This is a genomic window from Nocardioides sp. WS12 (assembly GCF_014108865.1).
Lineage (GTDB): Bacteria > Actinomycetota > Actinomycetes > Propionibacteriales > Nocardioidaceae > Nocardioides.
In genome coordinates this window covers 4,599,577-4,623,119 of sequence record NZ_CP053928.1, presented here as the reverse complement: position 1 = coordinate 4,623,119, position 23,543 = coordinate 4,599,577, and the positions used below count along the sequence as shown (strand labels likewise).

Annotated in this window: 23 protein-coding genes; 16 read left to right on the top strand and 7 right to left on the bottom strand. The window is 69.0% G+C overall.

Annotation, left to right across the window (positions count from 1 at the left end; genetic code table 11):
- Positions 1-16: 16 nt before the first annotated feature.
- The 4 genes from HRC28_RS22295 to tsaD are packed head-to-tail and all read left to right on the top strand — an operon-like array spanning position 17 to position 3,386.
- On the top strand, positions 17-1,180 hold the full coding sequence (locus HRC28_RS22295) for a glycoside hydrolase family 16 protein (RefSeq protein ID WP_182377557.1): 1,164 nt from the start codon (positions 17-19) through the stop codon (positions 1,178-1,180).
- Positions 1,181-1,213: 33 nt separating this feature from the next.
- Complete coding sequence (gene tsaB / locus HRC28_RS22290) at positions 1,214-1,873, top strand: tRNA (adenosine(37)-N6)-threonylcarbamoyltransferase complex dimerization subunit type 1 TsaB (RefSeq protein WP_182377556.1); 660 nt, start codon at positions 1,214-1,216, stop codon at positions 1,871-1,873.
- On the top strand, positions 1,870-2,328 hold the full coding sequence (rimI, locus tag HRC28_RS22285; RefSeq protein WP_182377555.1) for a ribosomal protein S18-alanine N-acetyltransferase: 459 nt from the start codon (positions 1,870-1,872) through the stop codon (positions 2,326-2,328). The genes tsaB and rimI overlap by 4 nt, the downstream gene beginning before the upstream one ends.
- A complete protein-coding gene (gene tsaD, locus HRC28_RS22280; RefSeq protein WP_182380897.1) occupies positions 2,328-3,386 on the top strand; it encodes a tRNA (adenosine(37)-N6)-threonylcarbamoyltransferase complex transferase subunit TsaD in 1,059 nt (352 codons plus the stop codon). The genes rimI and tsaD overlap by 1 nt, the downstream gene beginning before the upstream one ends.
- Before the next feature lie 4 nt (positions 3,387-3,390).
- Here tsaD and HRC28_RS22275 read toward each other — a convergent pair whose 3' ends face one another.
- The 3 genes from HRC28_RS22275 to HRC28_RS22265 are packed head-to-tail and all read right to left on the bottom strand — an operon-like array spanning position 3,391 to position 4,993.
- Positions 3,391-3,852, bottom strand: coding sequence for a hypothetical protein (locus HRC28_RS22275; RefSeq protein WP_182377554.1), 462 nt, complete (start codon positions 3,850-3,852; stop codon positions 3,391-3,393).
- 8 nt (positions 3,853-3,860) lie between these two features.
- On the bottom strand, positions 3,861-4,553 hold the full coding sequence (locus HRC28_RS22270; protein WP_182377553.1) for a hypothetical protein: 693 nt from the start codon (positions 4,551-4,553) through the stop codon (positions 3,861-3,863).
- Positions 4,553-4,993, bottom strand: coding sequence for a hypothetical protein (locus HRC28_RS22265; protein ID WP_182377552.1), 441 nt, complete (start codon positions 4,991-4,993; stop codon positions 4,553-4,555). Before HRC28_RS22265 ends, HRC28_RS22270 begins: the two co-directional genes overlap by 1 nt.
- 97 nt (positions 4,994-5,090) lie before the next feature.
- Between HRC28_RS22265 and HRC28_RS22260 the strand changes: the two genes are divergently transcribed.
- Genes HRC28_RS22260 through HRC28_RS22245 form a run of 4 tightly spaced genes read left to right on the top strand, consistent with a single transcriptional unit; the run spans position 5,091 to position 8,540 of the window.
- Positions 5,091-5,690 (top strand): hypothetical protein, encoded by a 600-nt coding sequence (locus HRC28_RS22260; RefSeq protein WP_182377551.1) that lies wholly within the window; start codon positions 5,091-5,093, stop codon positions 5,688-5,690.
- 57 nt (positions 5,691-5,747) lie between these two features.
- Positions 5,748-6,857, top strand: coding sequence for an S-(hydroxymethyl)mycothiol dehydrogenase (locus tag HRC28_RS22255; protein WP_182377550.1), 1,110 nt, complete (start codon positions 5,748-5,750; stop codon positions 6,855-6,857).
- Positions 6,857-7,477 (top strand): MBL fold metallo-hydrolase, encoded by a 621-nt coding sequence (locus tag HRC28_RS22250; RefSeq protein ID WP_182377549.1) that lies wholly within the window; start codon positions 6,857-6,859, stop codon positions 7,475-7,477. Before HRC28_RS22255 ends, HRC28_RS22250 begins: the two co-directional genes overlap by 1 nt.
- A gap of 10 nt (positions 7,478-7,487) precedes the next feature.
- A complete protein-coding gene (locus tag HRC28_RS22245) occupies positions 7,488-8,540 on the top strand; it encodes an alpha/beta hydrolase (RefSeq protein WP_182377548.1) in 1,053 nt (350 codons plus the stop codon).
- A gap of 96 nt (positions 8,541-8,636) precedes the next feature.
- Here HRC28_RS22245 and HRC28_RS22240 read toward each other — a convergent pair whose 3' ends face one another.
- The 3 genes from HRC28_RS22240 to HRC28_RS22230 all read right to left on the bottom strand — a co-directional run bounded on the left by HRC28_RS22240 (position 8,637) and on the right by HRC28_RS22230 (position 12,243).
- Positions 8,637-8,807, bottom strand: a complete 171-nt coding sequence (locus HRC28_RS22240) for a hypothetical protein (protein ID WP_182377547.1) — start codon at positions 8,805-8,807, stop codon at positions 8,637-8,639.
- 94 nt (positions 8,808-8,901) lie between these two features.
- A complete protein-coding gene (locus HRC28_RS22235; protein ID WP_182377545.1) occupies positions 8,902-10,077 on the bottom strand; it encodes a class I SAM-dependent methyltransferase in 1,176 nt (391 codons plus the stop codon).
- A 12-nt stretch (positions 10,078-10,089) separates the two neighbouring features.
- A complete protein-coding gene (locus HRC28_RS22230) occupies positions 10,090-12,243 on the bottom strand; it encodes an MMPL family transporter (protein WP_182377543.1) in 2,154 nt (717 codons plus the stop codon).
- A 229-nt stretch (positions 12,244-12,472) separates the two neighbouring features.
- On the opposite strand from HRC28_RS22230, the gene groES reads away from it, so the two are divergent.
- From groES to HRC28_RS22205, 5 genes are all read left to right on the top strand, one after another.
- Entirely contained in the window at positions 12,473-12,766 is a 294-nt protein-coding gene (groES, locus tag HRC28_RS22225) for a co-chaperone GroES (RefSeq protein ID WP_182380895.1), read from the top strand.
- A 130-nt stretch (positions 12,767-12,896) separates the two neighbouring features.
- On the top strand, positions 12,897-14,534 hold the full coding sequence (gene groL, locus HRC28_RS22220) for a chaperonin GroEL (RefSeq protein ID WP_182377542.1): 1,638 nt from the start codon (positions 12,897-12,899) through the stop codon (positions 14,532-14,534).
- Positions 14,535-14,665: 131 nt separating this feature from the next.
- The gene (locus HRC28_RS22215; protein WP_182377540.1) at positions 14,666-15,529 is read left to right on the top strand and encodes a GNAT family N-acetyltransferase; all 864 of its coding nucleotides are present in this window, start codon (positions 14,666-14,668) and stop codon (positions 15,527-15,529) included.
- Positions 15,530-15,587: 58 nt separating this feature from the next.
- Entirely contained in the window at positions 15,588-17,015 is a 1,428-nt protein-coding gene (locus HRC28_RS22210; RefSeq protein ID WP_237111610.1) for a cytochrome ubiquinol oxidase subunit I, read from the top strand.
- Positions 17,012-18,013 (top strand): cytochrome d ubiquinol oxidase subunit II, encoded by a 1,002-nt coding sequence (locus HRC28_RS22205; RefSeq protein ID WP_182377538.1) that lies wholly within the window; start codon positions 17,012-17,014, stop codon positions 18,011-18,013. Before HRC28_RS22210 ends, HRC28_RS22205 begins: the two co-directional genes overlap by 4 nt.
- Before the next feature lie 3 nt (positions 18,014-18,016).
- Here HRC28_RS22205 and zwf read toward each other — a convergent pair whose 3' ends face one another.
- Complete coding sequence (gene zwf, locus HRC28_RS22200; RefSeq protein WP_182377537.1) at positions 18,017-19,474, bottom strand: glucose-6-phosphate dehydrogenase; 1,458 nt, start codon at positions 19,472-19,474, stop codon at positions 18,017-18,019.
- A gap of 55 nt (positions 19,475-19,529) precedes the next feature.
- Here zwf and HRC28_RS22195 point away from each other — a divergent pair, with 55 nt between their 5' ends.
- The 3 genes from HRC28_RS22195 (at position 19,530) to HRC28_RS22185 (ending at position 23,331) form a co-directional block, all read left to right on the top strand.
- Positions 19,530-20,186 (top strand): class I SAM-dependent methyltransferase, encoded by a 657-nt coding sequence (locus HRC28_RS22195; RefSeq protein ID WP_182377536.1) that lies wholly within the window; start codon positions 19,530-19,532, stop codon positions 20,184-20,186.
- A 71-nt stretch (positions 20,187-20,257) separates the two neighbouring features.
- A complete protein-coding gene (gene guaB / locus HRC28_RS22190; RefSeq protein ID WP_182377535.1) occupies positions 20,258-21,760 on the top strand; it encodes an IMP dehydrogenase in 1,503 nt (500 codons plus the stop codon).
- A 62-nt stretch (positions 21,761-21,822) separates the two neighbouring features.
- A complete protein-coding gene (locus HRC28_RS22185; RefSeq protein ID WP_182377534.1) occupies positions 21,823-23,331 on the top strand; it encodes a glycoside hydrolase family 16 protein in 1,509 nt (502 codons plus the stop codon).
- The last annotated feature ends 212 nt before the right edge of the window (positions 23,332-23,543 follow it).

Here is a 23,543-nt window from a genome sequence, read left to right as displayed (position 1 = left end):
AGGGGAGTGGGAGCGGATGGGTTTCGTGACGCGGTGGCGGGCGCTGGTCGTGGCGTTGTCGTGCCTCGCCGCGCTCGGACTGCCGCTCGATCAGGCGGCCGCAGCACGCCAGAAGTCGCCGGCTCTCGACCGCCCCGTCGAACGGGCGACCTCGGTGCTCTTCACCGGTCGCGCAGCGCCGCGGGCCGTCGTCCGGCTGCAGGTCCGCGGATCGACCCGCTGGGTCACGCTCCGCAAGACGCGCGCCTCGCGCTCGGGCGCCTACCGGATCGCCACCCACTACCCGACGCGGACGAGCAAGTACCGGGTCGTCTCCCGTGGCCGGGCCAGTGCCGTCCGGCAGGTCGGCCCCCGCAAGGTCGTCACGCCCGTGGCAAAGCCGGCTCCTGCCCCCACCGATGCCTGCGGCGTGCGGCCGCGTCGCGCCGACGGGACCTACTACGCCTGCACCTTCCGCGACGAGTTCGACGGGGAGGCGCTCGACACCAGCAAGTGGTTGGTCCAGGAGACGTCGTACAGCGGAATGACCAGCGGCAACCGGGACTGCTACGTCAACGATTCGTCGACGATCGCAGTTGCGTCCGGAACACTGCGGGTGTCGGCGCGCCGGCAGCTCGAGGAGTTCACCTGTCCGAGCCCGTACGGCGACTTCCCGACCACGTCCACGGCCGGCACCGTGACGACACGGGACCGATTCGGGCAGGCCTACGGTCGCTTCGAGTTCCGGGCGAAGATGCCGTCCGGCGCCGGGATCCCCGGTGCGCACTCGGCCCTGTGGCTGTTCCCCCAGGCCAGCGCGTACGGCCGCTGGCCGCTCTCCGGGGAGATCGACGTCGCCGAGTGGTTCAGCGCCCGCCCCAGCAACATGTACCCCTCGGTGCACTACTCCGGCGAAGTGCCCCTGCTGAGCACCGGTGCCAACTGTGCGATGCCGACGTCCGGCAGTGCGTTCCACACCTACGCGGTGGAGTGGACCACGCAGGTGATGCGGTTCTTCTACGACGGCAAGCTCTGCTTCTCGCACATCTGGAACCCGCTGGGCCTGACCCGGCCGCAGCCGTTCGACAAGCCCTTCAACCTCATCGTGACGCAGGTCTGGGGTTCCAGCTGGAACGCCCCGACCGAGCAGACGGCCAACGCAGCGACGGTCGAAGTGGACTGGGTCCGCGCCTGGCAGTGAGGCCGGCCCGGGTGGGCCGGTAGCCTCGACGCCGTGCTGCTCGCCTTCGACACTGCGTCGCCGTCGGTCACCGTCGCCCTGCATGACGGGACCGAGGTGGTCGCTGCCGCGACCTCGGAGATCGGGATGCGGCACGGCGAACAACTGGCGCCGCTCATCGAGCAGGTCCTCGCCGCCGCCGGCATCACGCCGGGCGGCGTGACGGGCATCGCCGTCGGCGTCGGTCCCGGCCCGTTCACCGGGCTGCGGGTCGGCCTGGTCACCGCCCGGACACTGGCGCACGTGCTCGACGTCCCGGTCCACGGGGTCTGCTCGCTCGACGCCCTCGCCGCCGAGGCCGTTGCCACGGGCGTGGTGGACGGCGACTTCCTCGTCGCCACGGACGCGCGACGCAAGGAGGTCTACCTGGCGTCGTACGACGGCAACGGCCGCAGGCAGAGTGCGCCGGTCGTGGAGCGGCCTGCTGTGCTCGCCACGGACCTGCCGGTCGTCGGCGAAGGTGCGGCGCTCTATCCGGACGCCTTCCCGAACGCGCGAACGCCGCTGCGACCGGACGCCGCCTGGCTGGCCCGAGCCGTGATCGCGCACCAGGTGGAGGTGCTCGGGCCCGAGCCGCTCTACCTGCGGCGTCCCGATGCCGAGATCCCGCGTGCCGCCAAGGCCGTGCTGCCCGACGGAGCGCCGGCGAAGTGACGTCGTCGGTCGTCCGTGCGGCTGTCGCCGCGGACGTGCCCTCCATCGTCGATCTGGAAGCCGAGGCGTTCCCGCTCGACCCGTGGTCGACGAACCTCGTCGCCGAGGGAGTCAGCGGCTCCCTGCCCACGGTGTCGTACGTCGTCGCCGACCTCGCGGGCGCGTTCGCCGGCTACGCCGTCGTGAGTGTTGTCGACGTCGCCGAGTTGCAGCGGATCGCCGTACTCCCGACGCTTCGGCGGTCGGGGATCGCCACGGCATTGCTGGCCGCCGTCCACGCGCAGGCTGCGGAGGGCGGCGCGAACCAGGTGCTGCTCGAGGTCCGCGAGGACAACATCGAGGCCCGCGGCTTCTACGAACGCCACGGTTTCACCGAGCTCGGCAAGCGGGCTCGCTACTACCGGGACGGCACCACGGCCCTCGTGCTGACGGCACCCGTCACAATGGTCCCGTGATTCGCGACGAGCCGCTGGTCCTCGGCATCGAGACCTCCTGCGACGAGACCGGTGTCGGCATCGTGCGGGGCCACACCCTGCTGGCCGATGCGGTCGCCAGCAGCGTCGAGGAGCACGCACGCTTCGGCGGCGTCGTACCCGAGGTGGCCAGCCGCGCCCACCTCGAGGCGATGGTCCCCACGATCCAGCGGGCCTGTGACACGGCCGGCATCCAACTGGCCGACGTCGACGCGATCGCGGTGACCCACGGCCCCGGCCTGGCGGGCGCGCTGCTGGTGGGCGTCGCTGCGGCCAAGGCGCTGGCCCTGGGCCTGGGCCTGCCGATCTACGGCGTCAACCACCTCGCTGCCCACGTCGCCGTCGACCAGCTCGAACACGGTCCGCTGCCGGAGCCCTGTCTGGCGCTGCTCGTGTCCGGCGGGCACTCCAGCCTGCTCAGGGTCACCGACATCACCGGGCACAACGGCGGCATCGACCCGATGGGCGCCACCATCGACGACGCCGCCGGCGAGGCCTTCGACAAGGTCGCCCGGCTGCTCGGCCTGCCGTTCCCCGGCGGTCCTCACATCGACCGGGTCGCCCGCGAGGGTGACCGGATCGCCATCGACTTCCCGCGTGGCCTGTCGACCCGCCGCGACCTCGAGCGACACCGCTTCGACTTCTCGTTCTCGGGACTCAAGACCTCCGTCGCCCGCTGGGTGGAGGCGCGCGAGCGGAGCGGCGAACCGGTGCCGGTCGCCGACGTCGCCGCGTCGTTCCAGGAAGCCGTCTGCGACGTCCTCGTACGCAAGGCCCTCGACGCCGCCAAGGCCGAAGGCATCGAGGACCTGATGATCGGCGGCGGCGTCGCCGCGAACTCGCGCCTGCGCGCGATGGCCGAGGAGCGCGCCGGCAAGCTCGGCATTCGAGTGCGGGTGCCCCGGCCCGGACTGTGCACCGACAACGGCGCCATGGTCGCTGCCCTGGGCGCGACGATGGTCGAACGAGGACGTCAGCCGTCCCCGCTCGACCTGCCGGCAGATTCGAGCCGGCCGGTCACCGACGTCCTGGCGGGCTGACGCCTCAACCGAGGACGCCGGGCCCGGTGCCCTCGTCGTCGATCCAGTCCTCGCCGTCGTCGAAGTGGTCCTGGTGCTGCGACGGGTCGTCGTTGCGCTTGCGGCGTGCTCCACCCGAGGTACCGATGCCACCGCGGCCGCCCGCTCCACCGCGTCCTCCACGGGCACCGCCACCGGGTGCCGCACCGCCACTGCGGCCCGTCGCTCCGCCCGGTGCTGCGCCCGAACGCCCGAGTGAGCCGGGTGCGCCCGTACGGCCCGTGCTGCCGATGGCACCGACGCCGCTGGACGGTCCGCCGCGCCCGAGGAGGTTGCGGACACCGTTGATGGCGCCCGGGCCGGCGAGGCCGGCCGCAGCCAGACCGCCGCCGATCACGCCGGGGTGGGTGAGGCCGCCGGGGAGCCCCGGGGCGGTCGGGTCCACCGGGTCCACGGGATCGACCGGATCCACCGGGTCGATGGGCACCGGCTCGATCACCGGTGGCCACACGGGCGGAGGCGGCGGGGGCGGAGGCGGCGGCGGGGGGGGGGGCGGGGGCGGCGGGGGAGGTGGGGGAGGTGGGGCCAGACCACCGGCTTGACGGGGTCGAGCGGATCGACGTTCGGCTCGATGTCGCTGCCGACCACGACGGGCAGCTTGGGATCGCCGTGGATCGTCTTCATGACCAGGATCGCCTCGGAGTACGCGTCGTTGAGCCTGGCGAGCTTCACCGCAGCATCCTGATCCGCGTTGTTGTAGGCGATCACGCCGACGTTGTACTGCGCCGTCGCGACGGCGTACTCGAAGGTGGCCTCGACGGGGAGGCCGGGGAACTGTTCGAGCTTGGGGGGAGTGTCCGAGGGGCGCTCCGGCGTGGCGTTCTGGGCGTTCTGGGCATCGATCATCGCCGTGTGGACGGACAGCAGGACGTCGGCTGCCCGGATCATCTTCGCCTCCTTGTCCTTGAGGCGCCGGGCGACCAGGCGGAACGCCCGGGCGGCAGAGTCGGCGACACCGGACTCCTCGCCGAAGCCGTCGCCGACATCGCGCGCGGCCTTCTTCAACGTCCGTCGGACGTCGGTCAGCGACGCGGCCCCCCGGTGCCACGCGCCGCGCGCCTCCAGCACGTCATCGGTGTCCATGCCCGCGGTCCAGCGCTGCAGGCGGTGCAGGTTCTCGCCGGCCATCAGTTGGTCCCTCCGTCGTTCTGGTGCTCGACCTGGGCGTTCAGGTACGCATTGGCTCCGAGGTCGATGCTCTCGGTCTTGGCCAGTACCAGCTGGATCTCGCCGACCGCTTCCTCGTCCTTGTTGCGGATCAGGTCGCGCGCCTCACGAACCGCAGTACGGAAGTCGCGCAGGTCCTTGCGGAGGTCGACGAGGGTGTCGACCACGACGCGGTGGGCGCGCTCGTGATGATCGGCCAGCAGGGGTGAGGGCGGGCCGCCGCCGAACGCGCGCCCGGAGATGTGTCCCTTCACCGGGAAGTCGACTTCCTTGAGATTGCTCAACTCCTCGTTGAGAACCTTGATCACCTTGGTGATCTCGCTCTCGACGACCCTGAGCTCCCGCGGTCCGGCGGAGGCGAGGTCTGCCTGGGTGAAGCCTGCAAGATCCAGAAGCGCCATGCTGAACGATCCTTCGCCCGAGTTGTGGAGGTGACTGCCTCCATGGCTACCCGGACGACGGCAGGGTGAAACCGATGGCGTCGATAGGCTGCTGCCCATGCACTCTCGGGTCCTCGCTGCATCGTTGTTCATGGTCGTCGCTGCGGCCCTCGGCGCCTGCACCTCCGACGACGAGCCCGCCTCGCCGACGACGCGCGCAACCACGGAGTCATCGAGTACGCCGTCGGCAACCGACGCGACGAAGGGCACCCCCGGCGTCAGCGCCAGTGCGGCCGGCGGCGAGCAGGTCCAGTTGAAGAACACCGTGAAGTTCCGGGTGCCTGCTGAGTACGACTGGCTGATCGACGACAGTGGCGATTCGATCCTCGCCACGGCCGTCATCGACGGGGGAGTGCTGGACATCAGTTCGCACGATGTCCTCTGGGACAGCGGCTCGCTCGAAGAGGCCGCCGACATCACGCTCGACACGTGGAACGAGGACACCTCCGCGACGTACCGACGGACGGCCAACCGGACCGTCGCGGGCGTCGAAGGGTTCGTGATCGGGGGGAAGCGCAATCAGACGCTGTTGCTGGAATTCGGCACCCTGCACAACGGCCGACTGGTGACGCTCGACCTCAACCACCCGGAGACCTTCGACCCCGCCACGGCTGTCGAGATCTTCGACGCGGTGCTCGCCAGCGTGGAGTGGAAGTAGCGGTTGCCGCTCGGCCGCTACGGTGGTGATTCAGCTCATCACCGTGCAGGAGGCATCATGCAGCAGGTCCGCGCCGTCATCGCTCGTAGCAAGGGAGCGCCGGTCGAGATCGCGTTGATCAACGTCCCGGACCCGGGTCCGGGCGAGGCCGTGGTCAAGGTGTTGACGTGCGGGGTGTGCCACACGGATCTGCACTACCGGGAGGGCGGCATCAACGACGACTTCCCGTTCTTGTTGGGCCATGAGGCCTCCGGGGTCGTGGAGGCCGTGGGTCCCGAGGTCACCGGCGTGGCGCCGGGCGACTTCGTGGTCCTGAACTGGCGCGCGGTCTGCGGCGACTGCCGAGCGTGCCGACGTGGGGAGCCGCAGTACTGCTTCAACACGCACAACGCGAAGCAGAAGATGACGCTCGAGGACGGGACCGAGCTCTCTCCCGCGCTGGGTATCGGCGCGTTCGCCGAGAAGACGCTGGTGGCTGCGGGCCAGTGCACGAAGGTCGACCCGCAGGCTCGTCCCGCGGCCGTCGGCCTGCTGGGCTGTGGCGTGATGGCCGGCATCGGTGCGGCGATCAACACCGGAGCGGTGACCCGCGGCAAGAGCGTCGCTGTGCTCGGTTGTGGTGGCGTCGGCGTGGCTGCGATCGCCGGCTCGGCGCTGGCGGGTGCCAGCCCGATCATCGCGGTCGACATCGACGCGAAGAAGCTCGAGACCGCTCGCCGGATGGGGGCCACCCACACGGTGGACTCCTCGGTGGTCGACCCGGTCGAGGAGATCAAGCGGATCTGTGCGGAGACCTACGACGGCGCGGACGGCGCGGACGGCGCCGACGTGGTGATCGAGGCCGTGGGCCGGCCGGAGACCTGGAAGCAGGCGTTCTACGCCCGCGACCTCGCGGGCACAGTGGTCCTGGTCGGCGTACCGACTCCGGACATGAAGATCCCCGAGATCCCGCTCATTGACGTCTTCGGACGCGGTGGGTCCCTGAAGTCCAGTTGGTACGGCGACTGCCTGCCCAGTCGCGACTTCCCGATGCTGGTCGACCTGTACCGGCAGGGGCGCCTGGACCTGGATGCGTTCGTGTCCGAGGAGATCGGCCTCGACGAGATCGAGGCGGCGTTCGACAAGATGCACCACGGCGACGTACTGCGCTCGGTGGTCGTGCTCTGATGGCCGGTCAGGTGCGGGTCGACCACGCCGTCACGAGCGGCACCTTCTCCCTGGACGGGGAGACCTTCGACGTCGAGAACAACATCTGGGTGATCGGTGACGACGAGGAGTGCATCGTGATCGACGCCCCGCACTCGGTCGACGACATCATCGCGGTCGTCGGGACCCGCAAGGTCAGGGCGATCGTCTGCACCCACGCCCACGACGACCACATCCGGGTCGCTCCCGAGCTCCGCGAGCTGGTGATCGCGCCGATCCTGTTGCACCCCGATGACAAGGTGCTGTGGACGATGACCCACCTCGACCACCTCTGGGACGTGGACCTGTCGGACGGGCAGACCCTCGAGGTCGCCGGTACGACGCTCCGGGTGCTGCACACACCGGGTCATGCGCCGGGGTCGGTGTGCTTGTACGCGCCGGACCTGAGGTGTGTGTTCACCGGCGACACCCTGTTCCAGGGCGGGCCCGGTGCCACCGGTCGTTCGTTCAGCGACCGACCGACGCTGGAGGCCTCGATCCGGGCGACGCTGTTCGCGTTGCCGGACGAAACGGTCGTGCACACCGGCCACGGCGCGGACACCACGATCGGTGCGGAGGCTGAGGCCCTCGGCCGCGGGTAGTTTGTCCCGCATGTCTGCACTCAAGGTCGCTGTTGAGACGGTCATCCTTCGCACCGCGCTGAGCTTGCCCGAACGCGTCCAGAGAGCTCTGCTGGGCAAGCCGGTCGTGGTGGATGGCCAGACGCTCGCCGCCGAGACCGAGATGCTGCTCAAGCTGCAGAAGCTGACCCGGCAACCCGGGTTGGGTGTCGGGCTGTCGGCAGTCGATGCCCGGCCCGTCGTGGTGACCCAGGGCAAGATGGTGGCCGGCCAGCAACCGATCGGGTCCGTGCGCGACCTCACCGTCGACGGGGCCGAGGGACCCCTGGCGGCGCGCCTGTTCGTCCCCACCGAGCGCCTGGGCACCGACGCGATCCCGACGCTGATGTTCATCCACGGCGGGGGCATGGCGCTCGGTGACATCGACAGCCACGACGGGGCCTGCCGCGTGCTGGCGGAGCGCTCCGGCGTACAGGTGTTGTCCATCGACTACCGGCTCGCCCCCGAAAATCCCTACCCGGCGGCTGTGCAGGACTGCTTCGCCGCCTATCAGTGGATGGTGAAGAACGCCGACTCGCTCGACGCCGACCCGGACCGTCTCGCTGTCGGTGGAGATTCCGCCGGCGGCATGCTGTCGGCCACGACCGCGATCCAGGTCGCAGAGGCCGGGTTGCCGATGGCTTTCCAGATGCTGATCTACCCGGCCGTCGACTGGGTCCATCGCTCACGGAGCAGGGAGCTGTTCGACGGTGGCGGCTTCTACCTGACGAAGGAGGGGATGGACCGGCTCTCCGACTGGTACTTCCCGGACGAGGAAGCAAGGAGCGCCCCTCTCGGATCGCCCGGTCTCCGGACCGATCTACCTGCGGGGCTGGCTCCCGCATTTGTGGCAACGGCCGGGTTCGATCCGCTGCGCGACGAGGGTGAGGCGTACGCCGCCCTCCTTGCCCAGCACGGTGTCGAAGTCACCTCGCAGCGCTACCCGTCGATGATCCATGGGTTCTTCAACATGGTCGGCGTCGGTCGCGAGGCTCCGGCCAATGTCGCTGACATCGCGGCCCGTTTGCGAGCGGCGCTCGCGTGAACCCGCAGCAGCCGTGATCAGCGCCGGCGTCCGCGGAGCGGCCGGATCAAGAGGTCGTTGACGACGGCGACGAGCGACCGCAGGGAGAGCCGCACCTCAGCCCCTGGTCGCGAGGACTGCGGCCACGATGATCAGGATGATCCCGAGGATGCCGGCGATGGGCAGGCTGGACAGTCGCCGCCTGCGGTGGGCGCCGGCGTTGACGGCGCGATCGGTGATGGGCATCGGTTGTGTCGCGCGGTGCTTGACGGTCGCGTGGTTGGACATCTCTGACTCCTTGGTTCCCGAGGGTTCGAGAATCCAGACGCGTCGGGCGCCGGAACATCACGCGATTTCCGGAGAAGGTTCTTCGTGACCCGGGTCAGAACGGCTGCACGAGGAGCGCGGTGCCCTCGCCGGCGACGCGGGTGAGGACGATCGTGCCCTCGTTGTCGCCGCTCAGGGCCAGCCGCTTGCGCAGCTGTTCCGGTACGACGTCGACGCCGCGCTTCTTGATCGTCAGCCGACCGATGCTGCGCTCGCGCAGTGCCGCCTTGAGTTGCTTCTCGCGGTAGGGCAGTTCCTCGATCACCCGGTAGCCGCGGGCAAAGGGGGAGCGGAACGCCGTGTCCGCCGTGACGTAGGCGATCTTCGTGTCGATCAGGCCCCCGTCGACGCCGGCCGCGACCGCAGTCACCAGTCCTGCCCGGATCACCGCGCCGTCGGGTTCGTAGAGGAAGGCGCCGACCGGTCGGACACCCACGGCTGCCGGGCCGGGGTCGTCCTCGTCGGTGATGCTGGCGAGGCCGCCGGATCCGATGACGGTCGCGCGGCGGGCGACCGTCGCGGTGCGTCCGGCCCACAGGGCGGCTTCCTTGACCTCGCCCTCGTCACTGACCCATTCGCCCTCGACGCCCTCGGGAATCAGCGCGTGCGGAATGCCGGGGGCGACCTTGACGCAGGCGTCGCGCCGGAGCAGTCCTTCGACCCAGGTCCATGGCGGCGTCCAGTCCTCGACCCGGAAACTGCGCCCGGCACCCGTACGTCGCGCGGGGTCGGCGAAGGCCAGGTCGAAGGCCCGGTGGTCGACCTCGGTGGCGTCGGCGACCTGCACCGCACCGGCCAGGCCCAGGGCAGCGAGGTTCGCCTCGGCGACGGCCACCCGCACCGGGTCGAGGTCGACACCGGCGCAGACGATCCCGGCCCGGGACGCAGCGATCAGGTCGCCGCCTATCCCGCAGCCCAGGTCGATCAGGCTGGTCGCCTCGAACGCGGTGTACCGACCGGCCCGGTGCTCGGCGACCCGGAGCCGGGTGGACTGTTCGAGCGCGTCCGGCGTGAAGTACATCCGGGGTGCGAGGTCACCGAACTTCGCCACCGCACGGACACGCAGGTCCACCTGCGTGAGTGCCGTCGCAGCACGCTCCGCGGACGTCGTACGACGAAGGGCGGAGCCCGCAGCCAGGGCGCTCGCGCCGCTGTCGACGAGCGCGGTCGCCTCGGCGAGCAAGGTCTGGCCGTCGTCGGTCAGCAACCACCGGAAGGCATCGATGTCCACCCGGTGATCCTGTCAGGTGGTGAGGGACTCCGGGGTCGGCGCGTCCTCGTGCTTCGTCGCGTCGCCGTGTCCGGGCCACCAGGCGGCATGGCCGAGCAGTGACGTCAGCGCCGGCGTGAAGAACATCGACATCACGAACGAGACGATGAGGATGCCGACGGCGAGCGCGAAGCCCATCGACACGATCAGCGTGTTGCCGCCGAGCATCAGGGATGCGAACGTGCCGGCCAGGATCACACCCGCGGCAGCAATTGTCGGTCCCGCGTGGGTCACCGCCCGGGCTGCTGCCTCGTGCGGATCGCGGCCTTCCTGGGCCTCCTCGCGCAGTCGGGCGATCATCAGGATGTTGTAGTCCGTCCCGAGCGCGGTGACGAACAGATAGATGTAGATCGGCAGCATGAAGATCAGGCCGGACTCGCCGCCGATGAACTGGAACGCGATCACCGTGGTGCCGAGGGTGGCGGCGAAGCCGAGCCCGACGGCGGCCATCAGGAACCACGGCGCGACCAGGCTGCGCAGCAGGAGGGCGAGGATCAGCATGATGACGGCCGCGGCGACCGGGAACACGACCTTGTAGTCGCGGGCCATCGCTGACGACATGTCGGCGAAGATGCCGGGCGTTCCTCCGACGTAGGCCTCGGTCCCGTCGGGCGCGGCCTCGTGCGCGGCGTCCCGGATGGGTCCGCTGACGTTGTCCTGGGCGACATCGGAGACCGGGTCGTCGGACAGCGTCAGGTAGTACTGGTAGGCCGACTTGTCTGCGGACGGGATCGGTCCGGCCACCTCGTCCACGCCCTTGGCCTCGCCGAGCGCCGTCTTGAACGTCTCGAGCTGCGCGGGGGTGACGTCGGCGCCCTTGGTGTCGACGAGCACCGGGACGGGTTCGGCCGCTCCGGCGGAGAAGTGCTCCTGGAAGGTCTCCATCGCCTCGGTCGACTCGACGCCGTCCGGCAGGCTCGAGTTGAAGTCGAAGGACGGGTTGAAGCTGAGCGCGAAGATCGCGAGCACCGCCATCGCTCCGCCCGACACCAGCGCGGTGCGGCCGGGGTGGCGACCGACGGTGTTGCCGAGCTTGATGAAGGTGCCGTGCTTCGGCTCCTTCTGCCAGGACTTCGACGGCCAGAAGAGCGCCTTGCCGAGCAGGGACACGATGGCCGGAACCAAGGTGAGAGCCGCAATCAACGTGACGAACACTGCGATCGCCAGGGCCGGGCCGATCGCCCGGAAGATGCTCAGGGAGCTGAGGATCAAGGCCATGAACGCGACGATCACCGCGCCTCCGGCGGACGCAATCGCTTCGCCGGCCCGGTCGAGACTGTGCACGACGGAGTCCCGCACGGCCGCGCCCTGGCGCATTCGTTCGCGGTGCCGGAAGAGGAAGAACAGGATGTAGTCGGTCCCGACGCCGTAGAGGACGACGATCAGGATCTGCTGCACCGAGGAGTCGGCCTTGAGGTCGAAGATGTCGTTGGCCCAGGCGATCGCGCCGGTGGCGATCACCGACACGAGCGCCACGGTGACCACCGGCAGCAGGCAGATCAGCACGCTGCGGAAGATCAGGGCGAGCAGGCCGACGATCAGGACGACGGTGACGATCCCCACGATCAGCAGGGTGGTCTCGCCGGACTCCTGTGAGTCGAGGCCCTGGGGGACCGAGCCCGTCGTACGGATCTCGAGGTCGGTGCCCTTCTCGAGGTCGCCCAGTTCCTTGCGGAGGTCCTCGGCGTCGTCGAAGGCCTGCGGGTCGTACCCCGAGGCGCCGTCGGCGAGCGGGACGATCCCGAACATCACGGTCCCGTCGGCGGACAGGTTGGGCTTGCCCTCCTCGTTCTGGGTGATGACGACCTGCTGGAAGGTCTTCTTGCCCAGCGTCGACCCGACCTCGGTCGCGACCTCGACGGCCGCGGTCTGGTCGGCGGCCGTCAGCTTTGCGCCGTCCTTGCGCTCGAAGACGAGGATCGCGCCGGGGGAGAAGGCATCGGAGAACTCCGCCTCCTGCAGTTTCAGGGCCTGGATCGACTCGTAGTGGTCGGGCAGGAACTCCGAGTTGTCCTGAGTGGACTCCAGAGCGGGCGCGGTGGCGCCGACGATGACGGCGATCAACACCCACCCGGCGATGACGAACCAACGGAACCGAGTCACGAACCGACCGAGCGCAGCGAACATGCTTGAACGCTAGCGGCGGACAGGTGCGGTGGGTCAACCGACTTTGGTAGGGCCGTGGCAGAAGTTCGGCCATCTCGTCCAGGGGTCGCTCTGGCACTCACTTGCGGAGAGTGCTAGTTTCGTGGTTGGCACTCTCGCATCGAGTGTGCCAATGCTGGCCGGGAAGTCCGCTTCCCGGCGCACGCCCACCGAACCCAAGCAGTCAGCTCAGAAAGTGGAGGTCGACATCGTGTCGGTCAACATCAAGCCCCTCGAGGACCGGATCGTCGTCAAGCCCCTCGAGGCGGAGCAGACCACGGCGTCCGGCCTGGTCATCCCCGACACCGCCAAGGAGAAGCCCCAGGAGGGCGAGGTCCTGGCGATCGGCCCCGGCCGCATCGATGACAACGGCAACCGCGTCCCGCTCGACGTCGCCGTTGGCGACAAGGTCATCTACAGCAAGTACGGCGGCACCGAGGTCAAGTACTCCGGCGTCGAGTACCTCATTCTCTCGGCGCGCGACGTCCTCGCCGTTCTGGGCTGACCTGGCATCCCGCCTGGCTGCGCCGGGGGCGCTCGACGACCGCTTCGCTCAAAGGTCGCCTTCGCGCCCCCGGCTTGCCAGCCGGGCGCCAGATCACCCCAGCCGCAATCCCTGAAAGGCCGTACAAGCAATGCCCAAGATCCTGGAGTTCAACGAGAACGCCCGGCGTGCGCTCGAGCGCGGCGTCGACGCCCTCGCGAACACCGTCAAGGTGACGCTCGGCCCGAAGGGCCGCTACGTCGTCCTCGACAAGAAGTGGGGCGCGCCGACCATCACCAACGACGGCGTGACCGTCGCACGTGAGATCGAGCTGGACGACCCCTTCGAAAACCTTGGTGCGCAGCTCACCAAGGAGGTCGCGACCAAGACCAACGACGTCGCCGGTGACGGTACGACGACCGCGACCGTGCTCGCCCAGGCACTGGTCCACGAGGGACTGCGCGCGGTTGCCGCCGGCGCGAACCCGATGGGCCTCAAGCGTGGCCTCGACCTCGCGACCGCCGCCGTCGGCGACGCGCTCGCGGCTGCCGCCCGTGAGGTCGACGACGAGAAGGACATCGCCTCCGTGGCGACCGTCTCCTCGCGTGACAGCCACATCGGCGACCTGCTCGCCGAGGCGTTCGGCAAGGTCGGCAAGGACGGTGTGATCACCGTCGAGGAGTCCAACACTCCTTCGACCGAGCTCGAGTTCTCCGAGGGCATGCAGTTCGAGAAGGGCTACATCTCGGCGTACTTCGTCACCGACGCGGAGCGCCAGGAAGCCGTCCTCGACGACCCGTACATCCTCATCAACCAGGGCAAGATCTCGGCGATCGCCGACCTCCTGCCGCTGCTGGAGAAGGTCATCCAGGCCGGCAAGCCGCTCTTCATCCTCTGCGAGGACGTCGACGGTGAGGCGCTGTCGACCCTGGTCGTCAACAAGATCCGTGGCACGTTCAACGCTGTTGCCGTCAAGGCGCCCGCGTTCGGCGACCGTCGCAAGTCGATCCTGCAGGACATCGCGGTGCTCACCGGCGCCACGGTCGTCTCGCCGGAGGTCGGCCTCAAGCTCGACCAGGTCGGTCTCGACGTGCTGGGCAGCGCCCGCCGCATCGTCGTCACCAAGGACAACACCACGATCGTGGACGGTGCCGGCGACGCCGCTGCCGTCGCGGGTCGCGTCGAGCAGATCAAGAAGGAGATCGAGACCTCCGACTCCGACTGGGACTCCGAGAAGCTGCAGGAGCGCCTGGCCAAGCTGGCCGGCGGCGTCGTGGTCATCAAGGTCGGTGCCCACACCGAGGTCGAGCTCAAGGAGAAGAAGCACCGGATCGAGGACGCGGTCTCCGCGACGCGCGCCGCGATCGAAGAGGGCATCGTGCCCGGCGGTGGTTCGGCCCTGATCCACGCTGTGGCCGTGCTCGAGGGTGACCTCGGCCTGACGGGCGACGAGGCGACCGGTGTCCGGATCGTCCGCAAGGCCGCCGAGGAGCCGCTGCGCTGGATCGCCGAGAACGGCGGCGTCAACGGCTACGTCATCACCAACAAGGTGCGCGAGGGCTTTGCCGAGCACGGCGCGAGCTTCGGCTACAACGCCGCGACCGGCGAGTTCGGCGACCTGGTTGCCCAGGGCGTCATCGACCCGGTCAAGGTGACCCGGTCGGCTCTGGTCAACGCGGTCTCCATTGCGGGCCTGCTGCTCACGACCGAGACGCTGATCGTCGACAAGCCCGAGGAAGAGGCCCCCGACGCGGGTGGTCACGGCCACGGACACGGACACGGTCACTGATCCACGGCCCTGATCAACTGATCAACCACCGACCCGGTTCGCGCGAGCGAGCCGGGTCGGTGTCGTTTTTGCGTTGCCTGCCGCAACATTGGTGATCGCCTGCTGTCACCTCGGTCCGGCATAGTGGGCACATGTTGTGGCGAGTGCGGGCCGGATTGCCTGACCGACCGGGAGCCCTGGCGGAGCTTGCTGCGGCCTGCGGGCGGGCCGGAGTCAACATCCAGACGGTCCAGGTCTTCCCTGAAGAAGGCTCGGTGACCGACGAGTTCGTCCTGCAGGTTCCTGCGGACTGGACCCGCGACCACCTGCTCGACCTCGTCTCCAGCGCTGGGGGAGCGGCGGTGTCGGCGGTTCCGGTCACGACGGCCGCGCTCGAGGACCAGCCGACCCGGTACGTCCAGGCCGTGCGCGCGATCATCGCCCAGCCGGCGACCTTCCCGGAGGTGGCGGCGCACCTGTTCGACGCCGACGTCGCCGCCAGTGACGCCTCCGCCGACGTCCTTGAAATGACCGTCGGGGAATCCGCAACGATCCAGATCCGTCGTACTCCACCCTTCACGGCGACCGAGCGGGCCCGCGCGGCTGCGCTCGCCGAGCTGGTCGGCGAGGTCCTGGACGCCCAGGCGCCGCCAGCGCCGCACCAGCCGGGCGCCGGAGATCCCGACTACGTGCGCGACGGTTCGGTCGTCTCCGCGATCGCGGGCGGCAAGGTGGCGGGCCGCGCCGAGGTCTCGGCCGGAGAGAGTGCTGACCACCCGTGGCCTGTGGACCTGTGGGTCGATCCGGCCTGGCACCGGCGGGGCGTCGGCACCCGACTCCTGGCCGAGGTGGCCCGGGTCGCGCGGTCCCAGGGAGCCGAGGAGATCGTGCTCACCGCGCCCTCCGAGACCCGCGCCGTGCTCCCGATGGTGCTCGCCGCAGGCATGCGGGGACGGATCCGGATGGCCGGGGATTCGCTCACCGTGCGGATCGCCATCACCGACCTCCGAGGGTGAGCAGCACAACACCGCAGTGACTTTGTGAAAGTATTCACAAGGGAGTAGCGTCGGCTCCGTGTTGACCCCCGATGTCGTCACCAGCGTCCTTGCCGAATTCGCGGTCCATCTCGCCACGGAGGCCGAGCCTGCTGGCCTGCTCCCGGCTCGCCAGCAGATGGCGCTCTCGCTGGGTTGGCACATCATCCTGGCCTGCTTCGGCGTCGCGTTCCCCGCGATGATCTTCGCGATGCACCTGCGCGGCATCCGTCGCAACGACCCGGTCGCGCTGGGTCTCGCGCAGCGCTGGGCCAAGGTTTCGGCGGTGCTGTTCGCCATCGGTGCCGTGTCCGGCACCGTGCTCAGCTTCGAGATGGGGGTGCTCTGGCCCGGCCTGATGGGGACGTACGGCGACGTCCTCGGACTGCCGTTCGCGTTCGAGGGCCTGGCCTTCTTCCTGGAAGCGATCTTCCTCGGCATCTACCTCTACGGCTGGGGCCGGATGCCCCCGAAGCGGCACGTGATGATGGTGCTGCCGATGGCGATCACCGGAATCATCGGCGCCTACTGCGTACTCGCAGTCAACGCCTGGATGAACGTGCCGACCGGCTTCAAGTTGGTCGACCCTTCGACAGGCTCAGGGCAGGTGGAGATCACGGACGTCGAGCCGTGGGCGGTGCTGTTCAACCAGCACGCGTTCCTCCAGTTCGCCCACATGTGGGTCGGCGCCTACATGCTTGCCGGCTTCTCCATCGCCGGTGTGTACGCCGTCGGCATGCTCCGCGGCCGTCGCGACGCCCACCACCGGCTGGGCTTCATGCTGCCCTTCGTCTTCGCGTCGATCGCCGCGGTCACGCAGCCGTTCGTCGGCCACGTCCTCGGCTTCGGCCTCGACGAGCGGCAACCGGCCAAGTTGGCCGCGTTCGAACTGGCCGAGACCACCGAGAGTCCTTCGCCCCTGCGCCTCGGCGGAGTGCTCATCGACGGCGAGGTCAAGGGCGCCATCGACATCCCGTACCTCGGCTCGCTGATCGCCATGAACTCTCCGGACAAGCCCGTCCCCGGGCTCGACACGATCCCCGAGGACGAGCACCCGCCCGTCAACATGACCCACCTCGCGTTCCAGACCATGGTCGGCATCGGCACCCTGCTCGCGGGCGCCGTGGTGCTGTTCTGGGTCCAGCGGCGCCGCGGCAAGGACCTCCTGCAGAAGCGCTGGTTCCTTCGTTTCGCCGCGGCCGCCGGCCCCCTTGCGGTGATCGCCCTCGAGTCCGGGTGGATCGCCACCGAGGTCGGCCGCCAGCCCTGGGTCGTGTACGGCGTCATGCGCACCACCGAGGCCGCAGGTGATTACTCCGCGAGCCTGTGGTGGCTGCTCGGGATCACGACCGTCGTGTACTCGCTGATGACGTGGGGTGCGGTCGTCGTACTCCGGTCGATGGCGCGACGCTGGCGTGAGGGCGCGATCGACCTGCCGAGTCCGTACGCACCGGAGGTGCGGCAATGAGCATCGAGGTGGCCGTCGCAGCGGCCCTGTTCGTCGGGATCATCGCGTACGCCGTCCTCGGCGGCGCCGACTTCGGGTCCGGCTTCTACGACCTGACCGCGGGCGGCAGCCGCAGGGGAGCGGAGTTGCGGACGCTCGTCGACCACAGCATCGGGCCGGTGTGGGAGGCCAACCACGTCTGGCTGATCTACGTCCTGGTGATCTGGTGGACGGCGTTCCCCGAGTCCTTCGCGGCCGCGATGACGACGCTGGTGCTGCCGCTGCTCTTCGCCCTGCTCGGCATCGTGTTGCGGGGCGCGAGCTTCGCGTTCCGCAAGTTCTCCGAGACGCTCGGCCAGGCCCGCCTGTTCGGCATCATCTTCGCTGCGTCCTCGATCATCACGCCGTTCTTCTTCGGCACGATCGCGGGTGGCATCGCGTCGGGCCGGGTGCCGCTCGACGGCACGGGCGATCGCTGGTCCTCGTGGATCAACCCGACCTCGCTCTTCGGTGGCGTGATCGCGGTCGGCACGTGCGCGTTCCTCGCCGGGACCTTCCTCGTCGCCGAGGCCGCGCGGTCCGGCCAGACCCGGTTGGCCGACGAACTGCGCATCCGCGCGCTGGGCGTCGGAGTGGTCACCGGTGCGGTCGTGTTCGCCGCACTGGTGCCGATCGACCACGATGCGCCGACTTTGGCGGCCGGCCTCGAGGGCCGGGCCGCACCGCTCGTCGTGCTCGCCGCACTGGCCAGCGTCGCCACGCTCGTCCTGCTCTGGCGCCGGCGCTACGCCATCGCCCGCCTCACTGCGGTCGTCGCCGTGGCGTCGGTCGTGTCCGGCTGGGGCGTGGGGCAGTACCCGTGGTTGCTCGTCGACGAGGTGACCATCGTGGACGCAGCAGGAGCACAGGCGACCCTGCAGGCGTTGCTGGTCGCCGTCGCGGTGGCGGTCGTGGTCGTCGTACCGCCGTTGGTCTATCTGTTCCGGCTCACCCAGTCGGAGGAGTGGACGCAGCACTGACCGTCAGCGCGTCAGCTCCCGATCGGGTGCGTGGTTGCCCAGGCGCCAGCCGCCGAGCGGCAGGGCGAGCGCCGTCGCGGGCCCCCACGAGCCGGGTTCGTAGGTCTCGGTCGCCGGCCGTCGGTCGAGCACCGGCTGGAAGATCTCCCAGAGCCGGTCGACCTCCTCGGAGCTGATGAACAACGTCCGGTCGCCACGCATCACGTCGAGCAACAGCCGCTCGTAGGCCTCGAGCGGATCGGCATCGGGCACGTCGCACACGAGGTCGAGGCGGAACACGCCTTCCACCAGCGCCATGTCGGGGCCGGGACGCTTGGCCCGCACGTCGATCGCGATCCTCGGCTGGTCTCCCAGTTCGATGACGAGCTCGTTGGGTTCGGGTGCACCGCCGTGGGCCGGCTTGAGCCAGCGGTGCCGCGGATCGCGGAATCGGACCGTGATGGTGCGCCTGCCATCGGCCAGTGCCTTGCCGGTGCGCAGGTAGAAGGGGACGTCACGCCAGCGGTCGTTGTCGATCCAGAGCTCGGCAGCCACGAAGGTCTCGACCGTGGAGTCGTCGGCGACGTCGGGCTCGTCGCGGTAGCCGTCGTACTGGCCAAAGACGACACGCTCGGGGTCGACCGGGCGAAGCGCCGAGAAGGTGGCGGCCTTGGCGGCCCGGATCGCCGAGGCACGGAAGGCGTGCGGATCCTCGAGGGCGACGAAGCCGAGGAGCTGGGTGAGGTGGGTGGTCACCATGTCGCGCAGGCACCCGGTGCCCTCGTAGAAGCTCCCGCGGCCCTCGACCGTCAGCTTCTCCGGTACGTCGATCTGCACGGACTCGATCGTGTGCCGGTTCCACGCGGGCTCGAACAACCCGTTCGCGAAGCGCAGCGCCAGGATGTTCTGCACCGCCTCCTTGCCGAGGAAGTGGTCGATGCGAAACACCTGGTCATCGGCGAAGGCCGAGTCCAGCACCGCGTGGAGGTCGCGGGCCGTCGCGAGGTCGGTGCCGAACGGCTTCTCGGCGACCAGGCGCGACCGGCTGACGAGGTCCTCGCGATCGAGCATCCCGACCATCCCCTTGACGGCGCCCGGCGGCACGGAGAGGTAGAACAGACGGCGTACGTCGCCCAGCAGGCACCGCGCGTCCCCGAGTAGCCGGTCCTCGGCCGCCTCCACGGCGCGCGCCAGCTCGGCGCCGTCGTCCGCGGAGGAGGCGACGAAGCTGATCCGGTCGAGCAGGGGCCCGGAGACGGCCTCGTCGACGTCACCGACGAACTCGGCCAGCGCGTCGCGGACGTGCCCACGGAACTCCTCGTCGGTACCGGGGGAGCGGCGGCCGCTGCCGATCACCGCGAAGTGGGTGGGGAGTCTTCCGGCGGCCGCAAGGCGATACAGGCCGGGGAACAACTTCCGGCTGGCGAGGTCACCGGTGGCTCCGAAGAGCACCAGGACGTGCGGGGGCAGGTCAGAGGTCACGGAGATCAGCCTGCCCGACCCGTCAAGGCCACCCCATGTGAGACCGTGACTCGACATGAACATCCCAGAGACGGGCCGCTCCGTGTGGCGGCCGACGGCCGACGGCCTCGACCCGATGAACGAGGCGCTGAGCGCGATCGACCGTGCGCTCGTCGGCGATGCGAACATTCTCGAAGTCGGCTGCGGAACCGGCGTCATGGCCGAGCGGATCCACGCTCTCCCAGGCGTGACGCTGGTTGCCACCGACTTCTCGACGAGGTTCGTCGAGCTCGCCGCTGCTCGCGGAGTCGATGCCCGTCAGGCCGACATCTGCTATCTGCCGTTCGACGACGGGTCCTTCGACGTCGTCTATGCAGGCTGGATGCTCCACCACATCCGCGACCTGGAGCGAGCCCTCAACCAGGTCCGCCGAGTGCTCCGCCCCGGCGGCACCTTCGTGGCGGTCACCAACGGCAACGAGCACCTCGCGGACCTGCGCATCGCAGCCGGCGGGAAGCGCAACATCACGCAGTTCAGCAGCGAGACCGGCGAGTCAGTCCTTCGACGGAGGTTTGGCGACGTACGGCGCCAGGACCTCGAGACCCGAGCGGTCTTCCCCGACCATGCGTCTGCTCAGGCCCATCTCGACTCCTCCGGCCAGGGTCTGGTGCTTCCGTCCTTCGAGGGCGTTCGGGAGTACACGGGGCACGTCACTGTGTTCGAAGCACGCTGACCCCTTGAAACCCTTGTCTCGACGGGGGTCCTCGGTTCGGACGAACGCCGAGCGGGTCGTAGGATCTGGTCATGGATGAGGTCCCCGACAAGTTCGCAGCCCTTGGTCTCACCTACGACGACGTGCTGCTGCTGCCGGGTCATTCCGACCTGGCGCCGGACGACATCGACACCAGTACGCGCCTGACGCGCGACATCATGATCAAGGCGCCGCTGATCAGCGCCGCGATGGACACGGTCACCGAGTCCCGGATGGCGATCGCGATGGCCCGCCAGGGCGGCATCGGCATCCTGCACCGCAACCTCTCCGCTGAGGAACAGGCCTACCAGGTCGACCTCGTGAAGCGGACCCAGACCGGGATCATCTCCAACCCGGTCACCATCGGACCCGACGCGACGCTCGAGGAACTCGACCGGATCTGCGGTGAGTACCGCGTCTCCGGTCTCCCCGTGGTGGACACCGACAACCGTCTCCTCGGCATCTGCACCAACCGAGACCTGCGCTTCACCCCCGTCGCGGAGTGGGCGACCACCAAGGTCGACGAAGTGATGACGCCGATGCCGCTGATCACCGGCCCCGTCGGCATCAGCCGCGACGACGCCACCTTGCTGCTGCGCCAGCACAAGCGCGAGCGTCTCCCGCTGGTCGACGAGCAGGGTCGCCTCGGCGGCCTGATCACGGTCAAGGACTTCGTGAAGTCCGAGCAGTTCCCCCTCGCGTCCAAGGACGCCAGCGGCCGCCTCCTCGTCGGTGCCGCCATCGGTTACTTCGGCGACGCGTGGGAACGGGCCACCAGCCTGATCGATGCCGGCGTCGACGTACTCGTTGCCGACACGGCGCACGGCCACGTCACGCTGCTGCTCGACATGGTTCGTCGCCTCAAGTCCGACCCGGCCACCAAGCACGTGCAGGTCATCGGCGGCAACGTCGCCACCCGCGAAGGCGCGCAGGCGTTCGTCGACGCCGGTGCTGACGCGGTCAAGGTGGGCTTCGGCCCCGGCTCCATCTGTACGACGCGCGTCGTGACCGGCTGCGGCGTACCGCAGATCACGGCCGTCTACGAAGCTGCTCTGGCCGCCCATCCGGCCGGCATCCCGGTGATCGCCGACGGTGGTCTGCAGCAGTCCGGCGACATCGCGAAGGCGATCGTGGCCGGCGCCGAGTCCGTGATGATCGGCTCGATGCTCGCCGGTTGCGAGGAGTCACCCGGCGACGTCGTCTTCCACCAGGGCAAGCAGTACAAGGCCTACCGCGGCATGGGATCGCTCGGCGCGATGTCCTCGCGCGGCAAGAAGTCCTACTCCAAGGACCGCTACTTCCAGGCCGAGGTCACCAGCGACGACAAGATCGTGCCTGAGGGCGTCGAGGGCCAGGTCGCCTACAAGGGCCCGGTCTCCGGTGTCGCCCACCAGTTGATCGGGGGCCTCTCGCAGTCGATGTTCTACGTCGGCGCCCAGACCGTCCCCGAGCTGCAGGAGAAGGGCCGGTTCATCCGGATCACCTCCGCCTCGCTCAAGGAGAGCCACCCGCACGACGTCGAGATGACGATCGAGGCTCCGAACTACCACCGCTGACCCGGCACCTGCCGGTCAGGTTTCGTCCTCGCGCGGTGCGCGAGCGTGGTAGGACTGGCCCCGTGAGACGTCTGCGCCTGCTTGCCCTGTTCACTGTCCTCGTGGGAGTCCTGACGCTCCCGCTGGTTGCCCATGCGGCCGCGCTTCCGAAGCCCACGCTCACCCTCACGGCAGCGTCTGCTCCCACGGTGGGTGAGGACGTCACCCTCGCCGTGACCTCCACCGGCCTGAGCGCGGGGGACCCCATCACTCTCGAGAAGTTCAACGGCCTCCTGTACAGCGCCGTGGCCACTGCGCCGGCCTCTGCCACCGGCACGGCCAGTTTCGCTGTCCCGGTGGCCAGCACCAAGGCCGTGAAGTACCGCGTGAGTGTCAAGGCCAGCGCTACGCACCAGGCGGCGACCAGTGCTCAACTGACCGTGACAGGAGTCCTGGCCCAACCCGTTCTCACTCTCGCGCTTCAGGGTCATGCGGTCGTCAACACGCCCACCACCCTCGTCGCCACGGGAACGCGTCTGTCGAACGGTGAAGCCGTGAAGCTGGAGAAGTGGGGTGGCCTCACGTGGGGGTCCGCCGGGACCGCTCCCTATGACGCCGTCACCGGGCAGGTTGCCTTCACGATCACTCCTGCCAACACGAAGGCGACTCGCTACCGCGCAACGGTGGTCAAGACGACCACACACGCTGCGGCGGCCAGCCCTGAACTGACCGTGACTGCCCTCGCCACTGCTCCCGGCCCCGGCGCTCCCACGTGTGGCACGACCCCCGTGGCCAAGGCTGACGGCACGCTCTGGGTGTGCTCCTTCGAAGAGGAGTTCAACGCCAGCGCACTGGACCGGACCAAGTGGACTCCTCAGACGAACTTCGTCAACGGCCGCCTGTACAGCGAGGGCCCTCCCTATGCCTACGCTTGCTACATCGACGACCCGTCCGTCATCAGCCAGTCCAACGGCACCCTCAAGCTCACCACCCGCAAGATGTCCTCCAACGTGCTCTGCCCCAAGTCTGCTGACAGCTCGAAGAACATTCCTGACGTGCCTTACGCCTCCGGTCAGGTGAGCACGTACGGCAGGTTCAACCAGGAGCACGGTCGCTTCGAAGCACGCATGAAGTCGCCGGGGATCTCTCCGGACTCCCCGACCAAGCTCCACGAGGCCTTCTGGCTCTGGCCGGCCGTGGAGGCTGGAGAATCGCTCTTCCCGGCGACGGGAGAAATCGACGTCAGCGAGACCTACTCGGAATACCCGACCCTGTCCGTTCCCTTCCTGCACTACGACGCGACCGGACCCACTCCCTACACGGGGAGCAACTCGGGCGTGGCCAACACCGCATGGAACTGTGTGGCCCATCGGGGTGAATGGAACACCTTCACTCTCGAATGGGACGCCACCAAGCTCCAGATCTGGGTCAACGGCAACCTCTGCATGGTCAACACGTCCAAGAGCCCCATGCTGAACAAGAAGTACATCGTGGCGCTCACTTCTGCCATGGGAAGAGCCTCGACCGGCTACGACGGCGTTGACGCTGGCCCCAAGACGCTGGAAGTCGACTACGTGCACGTCTGGAAGTAGATCGCTTCGGTACGAACGGTCGGTGAGATCGGCGCGAGACCCGCGTCACCTCAGGTGAGCAAAAACGGGCGACTTCACGTCGTGTTTCCTTTTACTTCGGGCTTTCGTCCCTAGTTCGCGGACCGCCTGCGCCACAAGACTGTGGCGCAGGGGTCGGCCCATTCTCGGTCCGGCGTGCCCCTCGTCGTCCCGTCACGGCCGTGCCCCAGCCC